Source organism: Micromonospora sp. NPDC048930, from assembly GCF_043197935.1.
In the GTDB taxonomy this organism is placed as follows: Bacteria; Actinomycetota; Actinomycetes; order Mycobacteriales; family Micromonosporaceae; genus Micromonospora.
On record NZ_JBICUB010000001.1, the window covers coordinates 748,087 to 768,742 of the forward strand.

Annotated in this window: 16 protein-coding genes; 15 read left to right on the top strand and 1 reads right to left on the bottom strand. The window is 77.0% G+C overall.

All coding sequences use genetic code 11. From position 1 onward, the window contains the following. Positions 1 to 13: 13 nt before the first annotated feature. The 15 genes from ACGFI9_RS03275 to ACGFI9_RS03345 are packed head-to-tail and all read left to right on the top strand — an operon-like array spanning position 14 to position 17,370. A complete protein-coding gene (locus tag ACGFI9_RS03275) occupies positions 14 to 655 on the top strand; it encodes a hypothetical protein (protein WP_393174344.1) in 642 nt (213 codons plus the stop codon). After that, positions 652 to 1,476: a hypothetical protein gene (locus ACGFI9_RS03280; protein ID WP_393174346.1), complete on the top strand. Its 825-nt coding sequence runs from the start codon at positions 652 to 654 to the stop codon at positions 1,474 to 1,476. Before ACGFI9_RS03275 ends, ACGFI9_RS03280 begins: the two co-directional genes overlap by 4 nt. Continuing rightward, positions 1,473 to 2,672 (top strand): DUF4255 domain-containing protein, encoded by a 1,200-nt coding sequence (locus ACGFI9_RS03285; protein WP_393174348.1) that lies wholly within the window; start codon positions 1,473 to 1,475, stop codon positions 2,670 to 2,672. The genes ACGFI9_RS03280 and ACGFI9_RS03285 overlap by 4 nt, the downstream gene beginning before the upstream one ends. Further along, the gene (locus ACGFI9_RS03290; RefSeq protein ID WP_393174350.1) at positions 2,669 to 4,543 is read left to right on the top strand and encodes an ATP-binding protein; all 1,875 of its coding nucleotides are present in this window, start codon (positions 2,669 to 2,671) and stop codon (positions 4,541 to 4,543) included. Before ACGFI9_RS03285 ends, ACGFI9_RS03290 begins: the two co-directional genes overlap by 4 nt. Further along, a complete protein-coding gene (locus ACGFI9_RS03295) occupies positions 4,540 to 4,716 on the top strand; it encodes a hypothetical protein (RefSeq protein ID WP_393174352.1) in 177 nt (58 codons plus the stop codon). The genes ACGFI9_RS03290 and ACGFI9_RS03295 overlap by 4 nt, the downstream gene beginning before the upstream one ends. After that, entirely contained in the window at positions 4,710 to 5,333 is a 624-nt protein-coding gene (locus ACGFI9_RS03300) for a hypothetical protein (RefSeq protein ID WP_393174354.1), read from the top strand. The genes ACGFI9_RS03295 and ACGFI9_RS03300 overlap by 7 nt, the downstream gene beginning before the upstream one ends. Beyond that, positions 5,330 to 5,593 carry a hypothetical protein gene (locus tag ACGFI9_RS03305; protein ID WP_393174356.1) on the top strand — a complete coding sequence of 88 codons (264 nt, stop codon included), beginning with the start codon at positions 5,330 to 5,332 and terminating at the stop codon, positions 5,591 to 5,593. Before ACGFI9_RS03300 ends, ACGFI9_RS03305 begins: the two co-directional genes overlap by 4 nt. Next, positions 5,586 to 6,680, top strand: a complete 1,095-nt coding sequence (locus tag ACGFI9_RS03310; protein WP_393174358.1) for a phage late control D family protein — start codon at positions 5,586 to 5,588, stop codon at positions 6,678 to 6,680. The genes ACGFI9_RS03305 and ACGFI9_RS03310 overlap by 8 nt, the downstream gene beginning before the upstream one ends. Beyond that, positions 6,677 to 7,159 (top strand): phage baseplate assembly protein V, encoded by a 483-nt coding sequence (locus ACGFI9_RS03315; RefSeq protein WP_393174360.1) that lies wholly within the window; start codon positions 6,677 to 6,679, stop codon positions 7,157 to 7,159. Before ACGFI9_RS03310 ends, ACGFI9_RS03315 begins: the two co-directional genes overlap by 4 nt. Then, on the top strand, positions 7,159 to 7,488 hold the full coding sequence (locus tag ACGFI9_RS03320; RefSeq protein ID WP_393174362.1) for a hypothetical protein: 330 nt from the start codon (positions 7,159 to 7,161) through the stop codon (positions 7,486 to 7,488). The genes ACGFI9_RS03315 and ACGFI9_RS03320 overlap by 1 nt, the downstream gene beginning before the upstream one ends. Continuing rightward, positions 7,485 to 7,859 carry a hypothetical protein gene (locus tag ACGFI9_RS03325; protein WP_393174364.1) on the top strand — a complete coding sequence of 125 codons (375 nt, stop codon included), beginning with the start codon at positions 7,485 to 7,487 and terminating at the stop codon, positions 7,857 to 7,859. The genes ACGFI9_RS03320 and ACGFI9_RS03325 overlap by 4 nt, the downstream gene beginning before the upstream one ends. Continuing rightward, on the top strand, positions 7,856 to 10,357 hold the full coding sequence (locus ACGFI9_RS03330) for a hypothetical protein (protein WP_393174366.1): 2,502 nt from the start codon (positions 7,856 to 7,858) through the stop codon (positions 10,355 to 10,357). The genes ACGFI9_RS03325 and ACGFI9_RS03330 overlap by 4 nt, the downstream gene beginning before the upstream one ends. Then, positions 10,354 to 12,753: a hypothetical protein gene (locus ACGFI9_RS03335; protein WP_393174368.1), complete on the top strand. Its 2,400-nt coding sequence runs from the start codon at positions 10,354 to 10,356 to the stop codon at positions 12,751 to 12,753. The genes ACGFI9_RS03330 and ACGFI9_RS03335 overlap by 4 nt, the downstream gene beginning before the upstream one ends. Beyond that, a complete protein-coding gene (locus ACGFI9_RS03340) occupies positions 12,750 to 14,813 on the top strand; it encodes a hypothetical protein (RefSeq protein WP_393174370.1) in 2,064 nt (687 codons plus the stop codon). Before ACGFI9_RS03335 ends, ACGFI9_RS03340 begins: the two co-directional genes overlap by 4 nt. 1 nt (position 14,814) lies before the next feature. After that, positions 14,815 to 17,370, top strand: coding sequence for a DUF6519 domain-containing protein (locus ACGFI9_RS03345; protein WP_393174372.1), 2,556 nt, complete (start codon positions 14,815 to 14,817; stop codon positions 17,368 to 17,370). A gap of 165 nt (positions 17,371 to 17,535) precedes the next feature. Here the strand turns inward: ACGFI9_RS03345 and ACGFI9_RS03350 are convergent, their stop codons facing one another. Then, a complete protein-coding gene (locus ACGFI9_RS03350; protein ID WP_393174374.1) occupies positions 17,536 to 20,541 on the bottom strand; it encodes a DUF4157 domain-containing protein in 3,006 nt (1,001 codons plus the stop codon). Positions 20,542 to 20,656 lie beyond the last annotated feature (115 nt).

Here is a 20,656-nt window from a genome sequence, read left to right on the forward strand (position 1 = left end):
GGCGGGCCGGATCGTGTCGGCGGCACCCGGTCTGGCGCGGCTGGTCGCCGCGCTCGACGACGGCGACGGCCTCCTCGCGCAGGCCGTCGCGGTGCTGCGCGCCGCCGCCCCCGAGCCCGACCCGGCGTACCTGCCGGCCGGCACCGCCGACCGGCTGCTGCTCGCGGTGCACGAACGGGCGGTGGGCCGGCCGCTCGAACTGACCGTCGCCTGCCCGGCCTGCGGCGCGCTGACCACCCTGCCGCTGGGCCGGGCCGACGTCGGCGAGCACCATGAGCGCAGCGCCTGGTGCGGGCCCGGGATCGGCGTACGCGAGCCGAGCTACGCGGACCTGCTGGCCGCCAGGGGCGACCCGTACCGGCTGCTGGCGCTGTGCCGGGTCGGCGACGGCGCCACACTCGACGACCTGGCCCGGGTGGAGGGGTCGCTGTGCGGGCCGGTGCGCTCGACGTGCTGCGACTGCGGCGCGCCGCTGGCGGCGGACGTCGACGTGGTGGCGCTGGTGCTGCGGGCGCTCAGCGACCTGCGGGTGGACATCGACCGGGAGGTGCACCTGCTCGCCTCCCGGTACGGCTGGGACCTCGCGGTGATCGAGTCGCTGCCGGACGAGCGCCGGCGCCGGCTGGCCGCGCTGGTCGCGGGGAGTACGCCGTGAGCGTCCCGCCGGCCGTCGCGCGGCTGGCCGCCCGCGCCACCCGGCCCCCGGTCACGGTCGGCTCGCCGCTCGCCGCCCACCTGGACGACGCCGGCACGGCGCTCCCGGCCACGGCCGTGCCGCCGGTCCCCCACCCGACCAGCCCGGCACCGCCGACCCGCCCGGCGCCGCCGGCCTGGCCGACAGGCGACGGCCAGCCGATCGAAAGGCCGCCCTCGTCGCCGGCCGGGTCCATCGCGCCGCAGCCCGAACCGGCCGCCCCGGCGTCGTCCCCGGCCGGACGGCCCCTGCCGGCCGTCCCCGCGTCGTCCCGGGCCGGGCGGCCCCTGCCGGCCGTCCCGGTGGCGGTGTCCACGCCGGACGCGCCCGCCCGGGTGGCCACCGGTCCCGTCGGCCCGGCACGGACCGGGCCCGTGGTCGGCTCCGACGTCGCGGCGGTCCCGGCCGCGCCGGCCACCGGGGTACCGGTCCGACCCGCCGCCCGGGCCGCCGCGCCCGACGGGGAGCGCCACCGGGCGGCCGTCCCCGCGGCGGCGCTGCCCGCCACGCCGGTCGGCACACCGGAGGCCGGCACGGCGTGGCCGGACCAGACCACGTCCCCGCCGGTCCTGGCGACACCCGGGCCGGGCGCGGCGGACAGCCCTGCCCCGGCGGCCGGCGCCCCGGCACCGGGCAACGCGGCGCAGCCCGCCCCGGTACCGCCGGTCCAGATCGGACGCATCGAGATCCAGGTCGCCCCGCCGCCCGCCGAGACCGACCCGTTCCGCGGCTGCCGCGCGCTCGAAGGGGGCGTCACCGCCCGGCGAGGGGGTGGCTGGTGACCCTGTTCAGCCCCGGCCCGCCCGTGCTGGCCGGCGTGGACGAGGTGCTCCGGGTGCTGACCACCGAGGCGCTGAAGGGACTGGCCACGCCGGTCGGGGTCAGCGTCGGCCCGCTCGACCGCCCGGTGGACGGGCCCCGGCTCAACTGGTTCCTCTACCGGATCGAGCCGGCGCCCGCGTACGCCAACATGGAGGCGCCGCAGCACGGGTGGCGGACCCGGCGCGGCCGACCCCCGCTCGCCCTCACGCTGCACTACCTGCTGACCGCCGACGCCGGCGAGCTGAGCGAGAGCGGCACCGAGGACGACGTGGTGCACGCCGCCCTCTCCGCGCTCATGTCGGCGCTGCACGAGAACGGGATCTTCGGCGCGGACACCCCGGTCGCCACCGGACCCGCCCGCTCCGTCACCGACGTCGCGGGCGCGCTGGAGGGCATGGTCGAGCCGCTGCGGATCACCATCGAGCAGGTGCCGATGGAGACCATCACGGCACTGTGGAACACCGGCTCGCACGCGCTGCGGCTGTCGATCGGCTACCAGGTCAGCCTGGTCACCGTGCCCGCGCAGACGGCGTACGTGCCGGGGCCGCCGGTGCGTACCCGCCGGGTCGGCGTGTCGCCGTCGCCCGCGCCCGTGGTCGAGGGCGTACGGCCGGCGACGGCCTGGTTCGACCAGGCCCTCACCGTACGGGCGCACGGCGTGACCGACCTGCGCCAGGTCACGTTGGGCCGGCTACCCGGCGACCCGGACGACCCCACCGACGGGCGGCCCGATCCGGCCACCACGCACAGCACCGGGCCGTGGCGGCTCACCGCCAGCCCGGCGCCGGACGGCCTCACCGTGCACCTGCCCAACGGGGAACTCGTGCCCGGCGCCCGGCCCCTCACCGTCACCAACCTCGCCGACGGGCTGGCCGCCGGCAGCGGGCAGGCGACGGTCACCGTGGTGCCGGTCGTCGTGTCCGCCGCCGCGCCGCTGGCCGCCGGCGCGACGGCGGCGCTGGCCGTGCGGCACGCCACCGCGGGCGGTCAGGCGTTCTTCGCCGGCCGGGCGGTGCCGTACACGACGCTGTCGGCGACCTCGATCCAGGTCGTCGTCCCCGACCTGCCCGCCGACTCGCTCGGCGCGACGGTCCCGGTCAGCCTGCGCTGCGGCACGGTCGCCGGGCCGGCGACGGAGCTGGCGGTGGCGCCGTGAGCATCGCGACGGTCGAGGCGCCCGCGCGGGGAACTCCCTCGGCGCTGGCCGACCCGCGCCTGCTGGCCTGGCGGCACCTCTTCGTCTCCGGCGCCGCCGAGGTGCTGCGCCGCTACCGGGAGGCGTGGGCCGACCCGACGCTGGACGACGCGACCCGCGCCGTCGCCGCCGTCGGCGTCGTCGACCCGCATCCCCGCGTGGCGCTGCTGCCGCTGCCGGCCGAGGGCGAGTTCGCCGAGCTGGTCCGGGTCACCGGCCTCGACACCGGCGCCGAGGCGGTGCTGGCGATCGCCTGGTGGGCGGCGGTGGAGCCGCAGGTGGCGATCGTCTGCGGCTGCGTGCACGACGACGCCGGCCGCCGGTGGCCGAGCCTCGGCCTGCTCGCGCACGTCCTCGCCGGGGTGGGCGTGACCGTGCCGCTGACCGTAGACGCCACCCACCCGCTGGTCCGCGGCGGGCTGCTGGACGCGCTGCTCGACCCCGACGCCCCGGTCCGGCTGCCCACCACGAGCGTCGCCGCGATCGCCGGCCAGCGCCCCGCCCCAGCCGTACCCGGTGGGATCGCGCCGCGGGTCGCCGCCGCCGCCGCGCGGATCGCCGCGCTGCTCGACGCGGGCGTCCCGGTGCTCGCCCGCTGCGAGGTCGCCGACGACCGTACGCCGCTGCGCGACGCCGTGGCCGCGCAGCTCGGCATCGCGCCGGCCCCCGCGGTACGGCCGCCGGCGGTCGCCCGGCTGCTGCTGCGCCTGGGGCACGAGCTGCCCGCGGTCCTGCTCGAACCGGGTGCGGCGCCGCCGGACGGGACGGTGTTCGCGCTGGGCGGCACGGACGAGCCGGGCCCGCCCGGGTGGCACGTCGTGGAGCTGGCCGCGCCGACGCTGGCCGTCGCGGAACAGGTCTGGCGGCGCGCGCTGCGGCAGGCCGGCGTCGCCGCGACCCCGGACGAGCTGGCCGACCTGGTCGGTCGGCTGCCGCTGGCCGAACCGGCGATCGCCGCCGTGGTGGGGCGGGCCCGCGCGGTGGCGGCCCTGGACGGCCGGGCCGCGACGGCCCGGGACGTCAGCGCGGCGCTGCGGGCCCAGCCCCGCCACGACCCCGGTGGGTTCGCCCGCCGGCTGCCGGCGACGACCACGCTCGACGACCTCGTCCTCCCCCCGGCGACCCTCGCCGCGGTGCGGGACCTCGTCGCGCACGCCCGCCACTCCCCCGCCGCGCACGACCGGCTGGGGTTCATCGGCCGGCGGGGCCGGGCCGTCATCGCGCTGTTCCACGGGCCGTCCGGCACCGGCAAGACCGCCGCGGCCGAGGCGGTCGCCGCGGCGATCGACCGCGACCTGTGGATCGTCGACCTGGCCCGGGTGGTGACCAAGTGGCTCGGGGAGACCCAACGCAACCTCGACACCGTGCTGCGCGACGCCGCGACCGCCGGGGCGGTGCTGCTCTTCGACGAGGCGGACGGGCTGTTCGGCAAGCGGGGCGAGGTCACCGACGCCCGCGACCGGTACGCCAACCTGGAGATCGACCACCTGCTGCAACGCATCGAGGTGCACACCGGCGTAGTGGTGCTGACCAGCAACCGCCCGGCGGCGCTGGACGACGCGTTCGCCCGGCGGATCCGGCTCGCCGTCCGGTTCGACCTGCCCGACCACGGCGAGCGGGAACTGCTCTGGCGCCGCCACCTGCCCGACGTGGACACCGCCGTGGTCGCCCGCGAGGAGCTGTCCGGGGCCACCATCCGGGCCGCCGCGCTGGCCGCCACCGTCAGCGCCATCGCCGCCGGCACGGAGGTGCGGTCCGAGCACCTGCACGCCGCCGTGCGCCGCGAGCTGGAGAAGAGCCGCCGTCCACCCACCGCCCGGAGGCACCGGTGACCGACATCCAGATGACCGTCGACGCGCCGCCCGAGCCGGGTCTGCTGCGCGCCGCGATCGAGGCCGCGCTGGCCGGACGGCCCTGGCCGGACGGGCCGGAGGCGGCCGTGGCGCGGGCCGTCGCCGAACACGTGACCGGCAACGACCACGGACCGGGGAGCCAGTCATGTTGATGCGCGGGATGCTGCTGTCCTTCTCCGACCCGGTGGCGGGGATGGTGCCGAGCCTGGTGCCGTTCCAGTACAACCCGGCCGAGGTCACCCGGGTGCTGCGGGTGCAGTCCGGCACGCCCGGCGGGTCGGGGCTGCGGGTGGGCGGGCCGCCGGTGGAGTCGTACACGCTGAAGATCGAGCTCGACGCGCTGGACGCGATCGACAAGCCGATCACCGGGTCGCTCGGCATCGGCCCGCTGCTGGCCACCATCGAGGGACTGCTGGAGCCGGGCGGCGGCGGGTTGGCCGCGCTCGTCGGGGCGGTGGCCGGCGCGCTCGGCGGCGGTGGTGGCGGCGCCCCGCCGGTGCCCGCGCCGTCCCTGCCGCTGGTGGTGCTCGCCTGGAGCCTGGAGCGGATCGTCCCGGTCCGGGTGGACAGCTGCACCATCCACGAGACCGGCTTCGACGCGCTGTTGCAGCCCGTGCAGGCCACCGTGGACCTGTCGCTGACCGTGCTGCGCGGCCGGGACCTCAGCGAGGACATGAAGCTGGCGAACGTGCTGGCGACGGCCTACCAGGCGGTACGCACCGCCAGCGCCACCGTCGGCATCGCCCAGGGCGTGGAGCTGATGCTGTGAGCGGCCGGTACGCGGACCAGCCGCAGCTGGACGTGACGCAGGACGACGGCTCGACGCGGCGGATGTCGACGCCGCGGATCAGCGTCGCGCCGAGGGCCGACGTGGTCTACCCGGTCCGCGCCGGGGACCGGCTCGACCTGCTCGCGGCGGCGGCGCTCAACGACAGCACCCGGTGGTGGGTGATCGCCGACGCCAACCCGGCGGCCGACGCGCTCACGCTGGAGGAGCCGGGGACGATGCTGGCGGTGCCCGATGCCTGAGACGCGTACGGTGATCACCGTCGCCGGCGCGCCGTTGACCGCGCGGCAGCTGGAACTGGTGCAGAGCGTCAGCGTCGAGGAGTCGCTCGGCAGCCCGGACAAGGCCAGCGTGACCGTCGCGATGGACACCGACAACAGCAGCGCCTGGCGCAGTTCGCTGGACGCGCTGGTCGCGCCGGCCACCCCGTTCACCGTACGGGTGAGCCGGGGCGGGACCAGCTACGAGATCGACGCGCGCAGCGTCAGCGCGAACTGGAACTTCACCCCCGGCGGGCTGTCCACGCTGACCGTGGAGGGGATGGACCGCAGCGTCGAGATGGACCGCCGCGACGTGCAGCGGCTGTGGCAGGACACCACCGACTCCACGATCGCGCAGACGCTCTTCACTCAGTACGGCCTCGCCGCGCAGGTCGAGTCCACCCCGGCCGGTACGGACTCGGCCACCTACTCGCCGCAGCAGAGCGCCACCGACTGGGCCTTCCTGCGCGGCCTCGCCGGGCGCAACGGGTTCGACCTGCACGTGGAGTCGATCGACGGGGTGGTCACCGGGGTGTTCCGGCGGATCAACCCGACCGCGGCGGCGCAGGGCACGCTCCGGCTCGGCTACGGCGCGCTCGGCGGCCGGGCCACCGCGTCCGTGCAACTGCTCGCCGGACAGGAGGTGCACCTGACGCGGACCGTCCCGGGCACCACCGACACCGACGTGGCGAGCGACCCGGGCACCGGGAACGCGATGGGCCCGCGGTCGCTCGGCGGGGCCACCCTGATCCGTACCCACGCCGCGGCCGGCATCAGCGTGCTGGACGCCCGGACGACCGCGACGGCGATGGCCGAGCGCAGCGCGTTCGGGGCGTCCCTGGCCACCACGCTGACCGCCCCCGACATGCCCCTGGTCCGCGCCCGCCGCACCATCACCGTCGCCGGGCTCGGCCCGACGCTGGACGGGCTGTGGCTGGTGAAGTCGGTCCGGCACACCATCACCGCCGGCGGGCACAGCCAGGCGCTGGGCCTGATCCGCAACGCCCTGGGCAGCGGACCGGCCGGCGCCGGCGGCCTGGCCGCCCCGGCCGTGGCGGTGGCGCTGTGAACGGCGGCTACGTCGGGCTGTTCCCCGGCACCGTGCACGACAACGACGACCCGGAGAAGAAGTGCCGGATCAGGGTGGACGTCCCGGAGCTGCTGGACGGCCCGACCGGCTGGTGCCTGCCCGCGCTGCCGTACGCCGGGGACGGCTGCGGCTTCGCGCTGGTGCCGCCGGTCGGCGCGGCCGTGCTGGTGCAGTGGCCGCGCGGCGACCTGTCCGCGCAGCCGGTCTGGTCGGGGGCGAACTGGAGCGCCGGCCAGGCGGTGCCGGGCGCGGGACCGGACACGGTCGTCCTGCTCACCCCCGGCGGGCACCGGCTGGAACTGTCCGACGCCGACGGCGCGCTCACCGTCACCTCCTCGGCGGGCCCGGTCATCACCCTCGACGACGACGGCGTGCGGATCGACAACGGGTCGGGCGCGACCATCGTCATGCAGAACGGGCAGGTCGACATCAACGACGGCGCACTGGTGGTGAAGTGATGCCCGGCTATCTGCTGACCACCGCCACCGTGGCGACCTGCCCGCACGGCGGGTCGGCGAGCTTCACCGCGAGCCAGGACCGGGTGCTGGCCGACGGCGCGCCGGTGCTGGTGGTCTCCGACGGCGCCACGATCACCGGCTGCCCCTTCATGGTCGGCAACGTGGCCAGCCCCTGCACCACGGTGCGCTGGCAGGCCCCGGCGACCCGGGTCACGGCCGGCGACCCGGTGCTGCTGGACACCAGCGTGGGGCTGTGCCTGAGCGCGGCGTCCGCGCCGCAGGGGACGCTCCAGATCAGCTCCAACCAGTCGAAGGTGGAGGGCACATGACCCGCTTCGCCGCCCAACCCTGGACCGTCGGCGCCGGACGCCGGCTGGCCACCCGCTCCGCGCTGGAGCACCTCGACGACCTGGTCCGCCTGGTCCTGCTCACCGGACCGAACGAACGGCTGCACCGGCCGGGTTTCGGCGCCGGGCTGGGCCCGTCGACGCTGTTCCAGCCGCTCTCCCCCGACCTGGCCGGCACCGTGCGGGCCCGGGCCCGGGGCAGCCTCACCGACGCGCTCGGCGACCGCCTGGACGTGGTGGACGTGACCGTGACCGTCGCGGACTCGACGCTGTCCGCGCAGGTGGTCTACCGGCCCCGGCCGGCGGGCGAGACCCGTACCGTCACCCTCACCCTGCCGGCGGCGGCGCTGTGACCACCTTCGACGCGTACACCGAGCCGGCGCAGCCGCAGGCCAGCGCGCTGCGGCGGCCGGAGGCGCTGTTCGGCGGGGGCAGCGTCATCGGGCTGCGCGCGGCCAGCACCACCGGATCGGGCACCACCCGCACGGTGTCGGTCTGGCTCTACGACGACCCGCCGGCCGGGCTGACCGCCGCTGGGCTGTGGTCGTTCCAGGGCCGCCCGGCGGTCACGGTCACCGGCCCGGGAACGGTCGTCGCGGCGACCACCGACCCGGACGGCAACCCGGTCCCCGCGCACCTCGACCTGCCCGTGCAGGCGGTGGGCGCGGCGCTGCCCGGCCGGGCGCCGTACCGGCTGGGCATCGACCCGGCGGGCCTGGCCGGGCTGGGGCTCCAGGTCGACCCGCTGCGCCGGCACCTGCCGGTACGGCTGCGCCCGGAGTGCGGGGACGTGCCGGACTGCGTACGGATCCCGGAGCCGCCGGCCCCGCTCACCCCGCCCGACTACGACACCCTGGCCCGCGACTACGCCGGCCTGCGCGCGATGCTGCTGGAGCGGCTGGACGCGCTCGCCCCGCACGCCGACCACTCCCCGGCCGACGTCACGGTCACCCTGCTCGAACTCATGGCGCACCTCGGTGACCTGCTGCACTACCGCCTGGACCGGGTCGCCACCGAGTCCTGGCTCGGCACCGCCCGGCGCCGCGCCAGCGTCACCCGGCACGCCCGGCTGGTCGACCACCCGGTGCCGCCCGCGACCAGCGCGGCCACGTTCGTGCAGGTGCGGCGGGCCCACCCGGACGCCGGCCCGACCGACAGCAGCTTCGTCGTCCAGCCCGGGGACACCGCGACCGACGCGGCCGGCGACCCGGACCGGTCGCCCGACGCCGCGCACTTCACGCTGGAGACCGACGCGCCGGTCACCGTCTTCGCCTCGCACGCCGAGGTGCCGCTGTACGACTGGACCGAGGCGGACGCGGTGCTGACCGCCGGCGCGACCAGTGCGGTGCTGGTCCGCCCCCGGCCGGCCGACGGCACCCCGCTGGCGACCTGGCTGCCGGTGGGCTCGCTGCTCGCCTTCGAGGTGGTCGCGCCCGGCCCGGCCGGGGCGCAGCAGGACTGGGCGCGGCGGGTCACCGACTGGCCGCCGGACGACGGCGGCGGTGAGCAGATCCGCCTCCCGCTCGCCTCGTACCCGGCGCAGGTGGTCCGGGTGACCCACACGGTCGAGATGACCGACCCGCTCTCCCCCGGCCTGCCGCTGGTGCGGGTGTTCTGGGACGCCGCCGACGCGCTGGCCCGGACGGTGCCGGTCAGCGTGGACCACTCCGGCGGCACCCCGCGGGTCGGCGTGGCCCGGCTCGGCGTCCTGCCCGCCCACCACGGCCTGCTGGTCGACGGTCCGGCGGCGGTCGCGCCGCTGGACCCGCTCACCGGCGGCCGGCCCGACCCGGCCCGCGAGCGGGTCGCGGACTACCTGCTCGTCCGGGCGGGGGCGGTGGGGCTGTCCTGCGCGCCGGGCGGACGGCCGTGGCGGCTGGACACCCGGGTGGCGCTGCCCAGCGGGGTCACCGTCGGGGCGACCCGGGTGACCAGCCTGCTGCGGGCGACCGCGGAGGGGTTCAGCGTGGTGGTCGACCACGACGACGACCAGCCGCCCCGGTTGCGGTTCCGCACCGGCGTGCTGGGCGTGGTGCCACCGGCCCAGTCGACGGTGACGGTGCGCTACGAGGTCGGCGCCGGCCCGGACGGGCTGATCGCGGCGAACACGCTGACCCGCCTGGTGCGGACCACCTCCCCGGTCGGGCAGCCGTGCGTCTGGAGCGAGGCCGGCGCGGGGGTCACCGCGCGCAACCTCACGCCCGGGGTGGGCGGCGCCGCGGCGGTGCCGCTCGACGACGTACGCCGGGACGCCCCGCAGGCGTACGCGGCGGTGCCCCGGCGGGCGGTGCTGGTGAGCGACCTGCCACCGTTCGCCACGCAGGTCCCCGGGGTGGCCCGGGCCGCCGCGCGCCGCTCCTGGTCCGGCTGCTGGCCGGTCGGGCTGGTGGCCGTGGAGACGGGGAGCGACCCGGCCGACCCGTCGGTCGACGCGGCCGTGGGCGAGGTGATGGACGCGGTGCGGATGGCCGGCACCGAGGTGGTCACCCTGCCGGCGACCCCGGTCGGCCTGCTCGTCGCGGTGACCGTGTGCCTGACCCCGGGGACCGATCCGGCGCTGGCCCGGCTGCGGATCCTGGCGGCGCTGCGGCCCGGCCGGCCGGGGGCGGTCTTCTCCCCCACCGCCCACCCGCTCGGCACCTCGGTGTACGTGTCGACGGTCGTCGCGGCCGTCGCCGCCGTGCCCGGGGTGGACGCGGTACGGGTGACGGAGGCCCGCCGGCTGTCCGAGCCGGCCGGCACGTACCACGAGGTGCTGGTGGTCGGCCCGGACGAGATCGCGGTCTGCGACGACGACGCCGCCGCGCCGGACCGGGGCCGGATCGAGCTGACCGTGGAGGGGGGCCGATGAGCGCGCCGGAGCCCCGCGAGCTGACCCCGCGACCCGATCCGCCGCCGGGGCTGTCCCGGCTGCGCCGCCGGCTGGCCGACCGGCCGGACTTCCGCGACGCCCTGCTGGCCGGCATCGCCGGGACGCCGGGGCCGGGCGGCCCGCTGGGCGGGCGGCTGGACGTGGCGGGCGACCCGACCGTGGTCACCGCCGCCGAGCTGTGGTCGCGGGTGGCCGACTCGGTCGCCGCGTACACCGAACTCACCGCCGGCGAGCGTTACCTGGGCACCGCGCAGGACTGGACGGACCTGCGCCGCACCACCGACCTGCTCGGCCATCGGCCGACGCAGCGGGCCGCCGCGCGCGGCTGGATCCGCTGCACGACCGACTCCGGGGCGAGCCCGCTCGTCCCGGCCGGCACCCGGGTGCAGGCCCCGGGCACCGCCACCAGCGCCGCGCAGACCTTCGAGGTGGTCACCGACACGCAGCTGCGCGCCGACTGGGCGGACCTCACCGTCACCGCCGTGCCGGCCCCGCAGCCGCCGCCGGGGCGCGCGCTGCGGCTGCTCACCGACCCCGGCTTCGGCGCCGGCGACCGGGTCGCGCTGGTCGCCGAGAAGCCCTCCGGGTACGTGCCGATGCCGTCGACCTGGTGGGACTGGCTCGGCTGGATGTCGATCGTCTACACCCTGTACACCAGCAACCTGTCGCTGCGCGCGGTGGTGACGGTGACGAAGAAGTCCGACGACCTGGGCGCCTTCCTGGTCACCACCGACCGGGTGCTCACCGGGCTGCTGGCGCCGGTCAGCGGCACCACCTACGCCGCCTACCGGGTACGGGCGCGGCTGTCGCTGGCGCACCGGCTCAGCAAGCTGTCCTACGTGAACTCGTCCGGCGCCGCCGCGACCGCCGCGGTCAGCTACCCGGGCGAGGCCGCACCGGTCGGCGCCGGCCATCTGCTGGTGACCGACGCGAGCGCGGCCAGCCCGGGCATGAACATCCTCGTCGCCAACTCGTACGGCGCGTTCGTCACCACGGTCAAGTCGGTCAGCGGGGTGGACTGGTCGGTCGCGCCGGGCACCCGGCACCACGTCGGGCGGATCGAGCTGACCGATCCGCTGCCGACGGGCCAGCAGGACGAGAACATCGAGATCCTGCTGGTCGACCAGCGGGTCGTCGCCCAGCACCACGAACTGCCGCCGCTGGCCCCCGGCGGGACCCGGCTGCGGGTGCACCCCCGCCCCGCCGAGGTGCCCACCCGCATCGCCGTGCGGACCACCGCCGGCTGGGAGCTGGCGGACTGCTCGCGGGACGCCGGCGACACCACCGACGACGTGGGGGGCATGCTGCTCGTCCTCGGCGCCGGGCTCACCGGGACGGCCGCGAAGGCCCCGGCGACCGCCAACCTCGTCCCGATCCGGCACGGCGAGACGCACCGCGGGCCGCTGACGGTGACCGACGGCGGCACCGTCGTCCCGGGCCCGGTCACCGCCGACGTCGACCCGGCGGGCCGGGTCACCGACAGCCTCACCGTCCGGGTCGGCGGGGTGGCCTACGACGAGGTCGACAGCCTGTACGGGCGGGACCCGGCCGCGCCGGTGTTCACCACCCGCCTCGCCGCCGACGGCCGCCTCGTGCTCCGCTTCGGCGCCGAGGCGGTGCGGGGCGAGGTGACGGCGACCTGGCGGGTCGGCGGCGGCCTCGTCGGCGAGCTGGACGCGACCCGGATCGACACGCTGCTCGGCAGCGTGCGCGGCGTCCGCAAGATCGCCGGGGTGGGCCGGACCACCGGCGCCGCCGACCAGGAGGACCCGCTGCGGATGCGGCGGGCCGCCGCCGCCCGGATCCGGGCCCTGGACCGCGCGGTGTCGGTGGACGACCTGGCCGACCTGGCGCTCGGCGTACCGGGGACGAGTCACAGCGTGGCGTGGCGGGGCGCGGGCCCGGCGGGCTGCCCCTGCGGCGGGGTCGGCCTGCACGTGGCGTCGCTGCGGTTCGGCGACACCGGGGTACGCGCGCCGCTCGCCGCCGAACTGGCCTCGCTCGCCGGCTACCTGGACGCCCGCCGGGACACCTCGGTGGGCCTGTGCGTCTGCGCTGGCGTGCCGAGCGGGCTGACCGCCACGCTGACGGTGACCGCCGACCCGCGCCGCGACCCGGTGACCGTGCGCGAGGCGGTCCGCGCGGCGCTGCTCGACCCGGCCGGCCCGCTCGCGCCCCGGCCGCGCGACCTCGGCGTCCCGGTCGACGCGAGCGACGTGCTGGCGGTGGCGCAGGCGGTCACCGGGGTGGTCGGCGTGGTCGCGCTCTCGGTCACCTCGGGCCTGCGCGCGCCGTCCGCCGCCGAGGCCGCGATCGGCCGGACCCCGGCCGAACGGTACGAACTGCTGAGCCTGACGGCGGTGACGGTCCAATGAGCGAGCGTTTTCTGCGGATGGTGCCGCCGGCGCTGCTGCGCGCCGCGCCGGACGGGACCGAGCCACCGCCGCTGCTCGCCCTGCTGGCGGCCCTCGAGGAGCAGTGGCTGCTGCTCGCCGCGGACGTCGACCGGGTGCTCGACGACGCCTTCCCGGACAGCGCCGCGGAGTGGGCGTTGCCGTACCTGGGCGCGCTGCTCGGGCTGCCGCCCGACGCCGGCCGGCGGGAGATCGCGTACGCCACCGCGCTGCGCCGGCGCAAGGGGACGCCGGCGGCGCTGGAGGACTTCGCCGAGGTCGTCACGGGCTGGTCGACGCGGGTGCGCGAGGGCTGGACGGCCACGGTGTGGTGCCAGCAGCTGGGCCACCCGGTCCGGCGTACCGCCTCGCTCGACCTGCGCAACGGCGAGCACCTGCTGGCGGGCACCGGGCTCGACCCCGCCCGGCGCTCGGTGACCCCGGGCGGGTCGTACCACCCGGCGGCGGCGACCATACAGGTGTTCCCGTGGCAGGTGCTCGGCTACGACCAGGTCGAGGTGGCGCCGCTGGGCGGCGGCCGGTTCGCGCTGCACCCGCTGGGCGTGAGCGCGCCGCTCTACCTGCGGCCGCGGCCGCTGGAGATCGCCAGCGACGCCGAGGACGAGCGCCCGCCGGGCCGGCCGCCCGTCCCGCGCCGTCCGCGCGCGCCGGGCGAGCTTCCGGTACGCGCCACGTGGCGGCTGATCGACGCGCTCGGTGACGTGAGCTACGGGCCGGTGTGGACCCTCGCGCCCGACCATCCGCTGACCGGCGACGGGCCGGCGCTGCTGGAGCTGACCGTGGACGGCGTGCCGCTGCCCTGGGCGAAGATCGGCCTGACCGCCCTGCCGCCGGTCGGGTCGCCCGCCGCCCCGGCGGGGACGGTGCTGGTCGACCCGTACCGGGGGGTGGTGAAGCCGGCCGGGGACGTGACCGGCACCCTGCGCGCCACGTTCTACCGGGCCGTCCCGGGCCGGCTCGGCGCGCTGGCGAGCACCGCCGAGACCCGCGACGACGCGGGCGTGGTGATCGTCGTCGACCCGGCGTCCGGCCCGCACCCGGCCGGGCAGCTCGTGGTACCCACGTTGAGCGCGGCGTTCGCCGCCGCCACGGCGGCGACCAGCAGCCCGAGCGAGCCGGACGCGCCGCAGGTGGAGATCCGGCTGCTCACCAGCGACCGGCTCGCCGCACCCGCCGGGCCGGTGACCGGGACCCCCGCGCTGACCCGGTGGCGGGTCGTCGCCCCCAGCGGCTGCACCCCGGTGGTCACCGGGAACCTGTCCCTGCGGCTGGCCGACGTCCAGGTCGAGCTCTCCGGGTTCCTCCTCGCCGGCGCGCTGCGGATCGGCCCGGAGCTGGCCGGCGTCGACCTGGTCGGGATCACCTGCGACCCGACGTCCGGGCACGGGATCGAGGTCGACCCGACGGCGTGGACGGTCCGGCTGACCGCGACGCGCTGCCTGCTCGGCCCGGTCCGCGCCGACCTGTCCGCGTACCCGATCCAGCTGACCGACTGCGTCGTCGACGGGCGGGGCGCGGCGCTGATGCCGTGCGGCGGGGACCCGGGTGGCGACCCGACCCGCGCCGCGGTAGCCGCCGCCGACCGGTTCCCGCCCGACCTCGCCGCCACCGGGGTCACCTTCGTCGGGCCGGTCGGGGCCGACGAGGTGTGGGTGACCGACTGCCTGTTCACCGGCGGGCTGCGCACGACCGTGACGTCGACCGGTTGCGTGCGCTACTGCCATCTGGGCGAGCACGACTCGCCGCAGGCCCACCCGCCCGCGTACCACAGCCTGACCGGGCCGTTGCCACGCTTCGGCGGGATCGGCTTCGACTCGGCCGGCTACTACGCGCCGGTGGTCGACGCCCCGTCGACCCGCCCGTCGTCCGCGCTGCTCACCGGTGCCAGCGACGGCGGCGAGATCGGGGCGTACCACCACGCCCGCCGGGGGCCGCTGGCCGTCCGGCTGGCGCAGCGCCTGCCCGAGATGACCCCGTTGACCGTGCATCCGCACCTGAGCGTCGCGCACCCGGAGGAATGACATGACCGGAGACGTCACCAGCGTCCCGTTGCGCGCCACCGACCGGTGGACCGCGGCGCTCCTGCAGCAGGGCCGGGTGCTGCTCGACACCGACTGGAACCTGATGGTCGGCGGTCCCGCCCGGGACGCCCGGCAGCTCGCCCGCGACACGATCGGCCCGGCCGGCGTGCCGGTCGGCAGCACCGCCTTCAAGGTGGAGTTCGTGGGCGGGGCGTTGACGGTCCGCGCCGGGACGATGTGGATCGGCGGGCTGCTCGCCCGCAACCCCACCGACCTGGCGTACGCGGCGCAGCCGGAGATCGCCGCGCTGCCCGCGTCCGGTCTGGTGAACGTCTACCTCGACGCGTTCGTCGAGGAGGTGCAGGCGGCGGAGGACCCGAGCCTGCTCGACCCGGCCCTCGCCGGGGTGGACACCACCACCCGGACCCGGGTGGGCTGGCGGGTACGGGCCGCCGCCACGAACTCCGCCACCTGTTCGGTGGCCGGCCTGCCCGCGCCGGTGTCGACGGGCCGGCTGGACGTGTCACGGACCGCCGCGCCGGTGTCGGCGGACCCGTGCGCGCCCCCGGACGACCCGCGCAGCAAGCTGCCGGACGGGCTGCTGCGCATCGAGGTGCTCGACGCGGGCACCGAGAAGACGGCCCGGTTCGCCTGGTCGTACGCGAACGGCAGCGAGGCGGTGGCGGCGAAGGTGGCCGGCACGGCCGTCACGCTGGCCCCGTCGCCCGCGGTGACGTTCGCCCCCGGTGACCTGGTCGAGGTGTCCACGCTGGCCCGGCGGGCCGACCGGCGCAACCACGGCGCGCTGTTCAGCGTGGCGGCGGTGGCGCCGTCGGCCGGCGGTGACACGGTCACCCTCGGCGCCGCCAGCCCGCTGGCGGGCAACCCGCCCGGCACCTGCCTGCGGCGCTGGGACGGGCAGGTCGTCGGCGCGGCCGGCGGGGTCCCGCTGACCCTCGGCGGCGCCGACGTCGGCATCGCCTTCACCGCCCGTCCCGGCACCTACCAGGCCGGTGACTGGTGGGGCGTGCGGGTACGCGGCAGCGCCGCGGACGCGGTGGAGACGTTGACCGACGCCCCGCCCGACGGCGTCGTGCACACCGCCGCGCCGCTGGCCGTGGTGGACCTGACGAGCAAGACGGTGCTCACCGACTGCCGGCCGACCTTCCCGCCGCTGACCGGCCTGCGCGGCGGCACCTGCACGGTGACCGCGTTCCCCGGCGACGACCTGCAGGCCGCCCTGGACGCGCTGCCCGCGACCGGCGGCGAGCTGTGCCTGGCCGCCGGGACGTACCGGATCGGCGTCCCGCTGACCGTCAAGGGCAAGCGGCGGGTGGTGATCACCGGGGTCGGGCCGGCCACGGTGCTGGTCGGCGAGAAGCACGAGGCGGTGCTGGTCGCGACCCGTTGCCCGGACATCGAGGTCACCCGCCTGCGGGTGGAGTCCGGCCTGGCTCCCGGCACGCCGCCCGGCGAGGAGCACCTGCTGGGCGCGTTGACCTTCCTGGGCTGCGACGGGGTACGGGTGCGCGACTGCGAGGTGTGGTGCCCGGACTCGTCGGGGAAGGCGCAGTCGGGCATCTACGCGGCGCCCGACCCGGAAGGCGTGCGTCCGGGCGTGGTGGAGGTGCGCGGCAACCGGTTGGAGATCGGCGACCAGCAGGCCGGCATCGTCGTCGCCTCGGCGACCGAGAGCACCGTCGTGGACAACACGGTCGTGCTGTCGGCCGGCAAGGCGACCGTGGGGATGACCCGCCTGGTGGCCCGCGAGCTGGGCCGGTTCGTCGCCGCCCACCTGGCCGTCGACCCGAAGGCCGGCGGCGCGGCGGTCACGCTGGCCGACGAGCGCACGGTACGGATGGACGGCCCGGCCGCGCTGCGCCGGCTGGCCGCCGACTGGGCGAAGGCCACCCCGGCGCGGCGACTGGCGTCGGGCTCCTCGCTGCACCAGGGGCTGGCCCGGTTCGTCGCGGCCAGCGCCACCGAACCGCACCAGGCGGCGGTCGGCGCGGTCAGCGGCCGGTTCCTCGCGGCGGCGCTGAACGACACCCGGGCCATCGGGCAGGGCATCGTGGTGGCCGGCGACCGGGCGAACCTGGTCCGGGTCGAGGGCAACGAGGTGACCGGGGCGTTGCAGGGCGTCCACGTGGCGCTGCGGGCGGCCGGTGGCGGCCGGCGGGTGCTCGGCCAGGTCGTGATCAGCAACAACACGGTGTCCTGCGCGGTCCCGTTCTTCTGGGGCCGCCAGCGCCACGCCTTCTACGTGGGCAGCTTCACCAGTCTGACCATGCTGGACAACCACGCGCGGTTGCAGCGTACCGGCGACCGGACCGAGGGCACCCTGGTCGACGCGGTGCGGGTGACCGGCCAGTTCGGCGCGTTCCTGCAACTGCGCGGCCTCGACGCGTCCGGGCCGTTCCGGGCCGGGGTGGTGCTGCGCGACGAGGGGCCGGTGCAGCGGGTGTCGCTGCGCTACGTCAGCGACGTGCTCAACCCGCTGGGCGTCGGAGTACGCGTGGAGCAGGGTTCGTTCACGCTGGACCGTTGCATACCCTGACGAAGGGGATTATTCTCGGAGGTCCAGGCATACGACAACCCGCGGTAGGGACAGCCGAGACCTTGCGGTCATGGATGAGGGGTTCGACACCCCGTATGGCTGGACGGCACGGATGACGAGGCGCCGACGAGGTCGGCGCCTTTCGTCTGTCCGGGCTCGCCCGGCTCACCAGCCGGTGATGGTGCCCCCGCCGGTCGGCGAGTAGTCGGCGTTGAGCTGGCGGATGCGCACCCGGCCGGCGGCGAACGCGGCCCGGATCGCGGCCTCCAGCGCGGGGTCGCCGAGGTTGAGCCGGCCCGGCGCGATGGCCGCCTGCAACTCTGCCATCCAGGTGGGCTTGATGGTGGTGGCCGGCGTCGGGAAGCTGCCCACGGTGGACAGTTTGACGTCGGTGGCGACGAGGGTCACCTGCCCGTTGGCGTCGATCTCGGCGGTGTAGAAGTCGCCGCCGGGCACGTTCGAGCCGGTCGGTCCCTGCAACCCGATCTCGCCGCGAGCGAGGGCCTGCCGCCAGGCCGCCGCCTCCCCCTCGTCGGCCCGGATGCCGGTGATGAGCGAGCGGGCCGTCTGCGCCGACGCGGACCGCTGCCCGAGCACCTGGCCGGAGAACGGGTCGACCACCTGGCGGGCCGGGTTGGGGATGAACGCCCCGGTGGAGACCCGGATGGCCACCGCCTGCTGCGGCTGCTGCGCCGGTGCGGGCGCCGGCGCCTGCTGCTGCACCGGCGCGGGAGCCTGCTGCACCGGCGCCGGCGCCTGCTGCTGGACCGGGGCCTGCTGCTGCACCGGCGCCTGGCCCTGCGGGACGGCCCCGCCCTCGACATCCCGCACAGTGATCATCGCCGAGGTGGGTGACTCCCCCATCCGCACCGAGGGCCCGACGTTGCTCAGGCCGATCATCAACGCACCCGCGTACGTCCGCGTGGTGCGCATGAACCCCTGGCCGAGCTGGAACGCGCGCTGCTGGGTGGGGGTGACCCCGGTCGGCTGGCGGCTGGCGAGCGCGCCGACGGTGAGCCCCAGCGCGCCGGCCTGCAGCGTCTGGCTCCAGTCGCCCCCGGTCTGGAGGTACGTCCCGCCGGCGCCGGCCAGGCTGGGCAGCCCCACGCCGACGCCGAACCGGGCGGCCGGGTTGCTCAGCCACTGGGAGCCGGTGCCGGCCGCGCCGCCGAACATGCCGAGCCCGGCACCCCACGCGCCGGACCGCAGCACGAACCCGGCCCGGCTCTCGCCCTCCGGCACGTCGCTGAGCGCGGCGCCGGTCATCGACCCGAGCGCGTTGCCGCCGCCACCGGCGAGCGCGCCGCGCCACAACTGCCCGCCGCGGGTCAGGCCGGCCGCGCCCACGCCGAGGTTGCGGGCCAGCCCCAGGCTCGCCCCGCCGCCGACACCGATCGCGAAGCCCTGCTCGCCGACGCGTCGCCCCTCGCTCAGCCCGGTCCGCAGCGCCGCCCCGCCCCCGTGACCGGCGACCAGCTCACCGCCCGCCCCGCCGGCGAAGCCGAGCAGGAAGCCCTCGCCGCCCACCACGGTCCCGGTGCCGACCGCGGTCATGCCGGTGGCGAGCAGGCCCGTCGCGCCGGTGCCGGCGACGCCCGCCGCGACCACCGGGGCGGCGAGGATGGCGCCGATCGACAGCGCCACCGCGAACGCCAGGTTCCGGGTGATGGTCAGCCCGGTGACGATCGCGCCGGCGGCCGCAACGGCCCGGTCGATACCGTTGAGCACGATGGTCTGCGCCTGGTCGGCCTTCGTCACGGCGGTGAAGACGGCGTCGGCCATCTCGCTCAGCGAGCCGCGTTGCTGGGCGGTGCGGTAGCGGCTGAGCGCGACGTTGGAGTCGGCCATCGGGCCGAGCATGCGCCGCTGGAGGTCCACCGGCTCCTCGCCGCTGACCAGGCTGACGAAGAAGCCGACGACGTACTGGTCCTCGTAGTTGAGCCGCAGGTGCTCGTTCATCCGGTACTCGGTGCTGTCGTTCATGTCCCGGGCCCGGCGTGCCGCCTCCTGCAACGCGGCGGTGACCTCCGCGCGTACCCGGTCGGCCAGTTCCTGCGGGAAGACCAGCAGCTCGCCGTCGTGCATGACGTACGCCATGCCCGGCTGCTCCTGGTAGGGCCGGATCGACTCGATCAGCCGGATGTTCGCGAGCACCGCGGCCTCGTCCGCGCCGTCCCCGGGCGACAGGGCGCGGGCCAGCCGCTGCTGCTGCCGCTGGGCGCTCGCCCGGCCCAGCTCCGCGCCGAACCCGGGCTCGAGCGAGGCGAGTTCCTGCCGCAGGATCGACCGGTCGGCCCGGCTCAGGTCGGGGCGCTGCAACCAGGCGGTGATCCGGTCCACCTCGGCCCGGATCTCGGCCGGGTCGGTGAGCTGCGTGCTGGTCCGCTCCCGCAGCACGCGCGGCATCTCCGTCTGCTCGGGCAGCTCCGGCTGGGGCTGCGCCTGCGCCGCCCGGCCCCGGCCCCGGCGTCGCGGTGCTGGCCGGTCGGCGGCCCGGATGGCGGCCTGCCGGCGGGCGATCTCCGCCTGCAGGGCATCCTTGGCCTCCATCATCCGGTCGGTCTCCTGGCTGCCGACGATCTGCCGGTTGAGCCACTCGTCGACGGCGCGCAGCTCGTCCACCAGCTCCGTGAAGCTGTAGTGCCGGATGTCCGGGGTGCCGTGCAGCCAGTCCTCGGCCGCGAACGCGACGTACGGCGTGCCGGTGCCGCGCAGCGGCCCGAGCGCGTGGAGGTCGTACGCGCCGTGGTGCGCCTGCGCCTCCGCGTCGGCCGGCGCGGCGTCCCCGTCGCCGGACTGCTGGGCGGCGTGGATCAGCTCGTGGGTGAGCAACGCGTCAGGGACGGCCTGCCCCGGCCCGACCGCGATCCCGATGTCCCGCCCGAGGGTGAAGGCGGCGGCGCGGGCGGCCCGGGCCGCCGTCCGCACCCGCGGGCCGGTGTGCACGCGTACGCCGGCCAGCGACACGCCGGTGGCGGCCTCGACGGACGCACGGACCGCGCCGTGGACGGGCCGGGCCGGGTCGGCGAACGCCCGCTCGAACGCCACCCGGCCGAACTCGGACCCGGCGGCCGGCCGCGTCGATGCGGAGGGGCGCTGGTCGCTGGTCGGGGCGGTCTTCGCCGCGGGCGGGGCGGCGCTCGGGGCGGCAACAGCATGCGTCTGGCTCACCGCAACTCCATCCGTCCCCGCCCATCCTGCCGCCCCACGGACCGTCGAACAAGGACCGTTCGGGCTGGTCGGATCGCATTTCCGACAACCGTTGCGGCCCCCACGACCGCAAGCG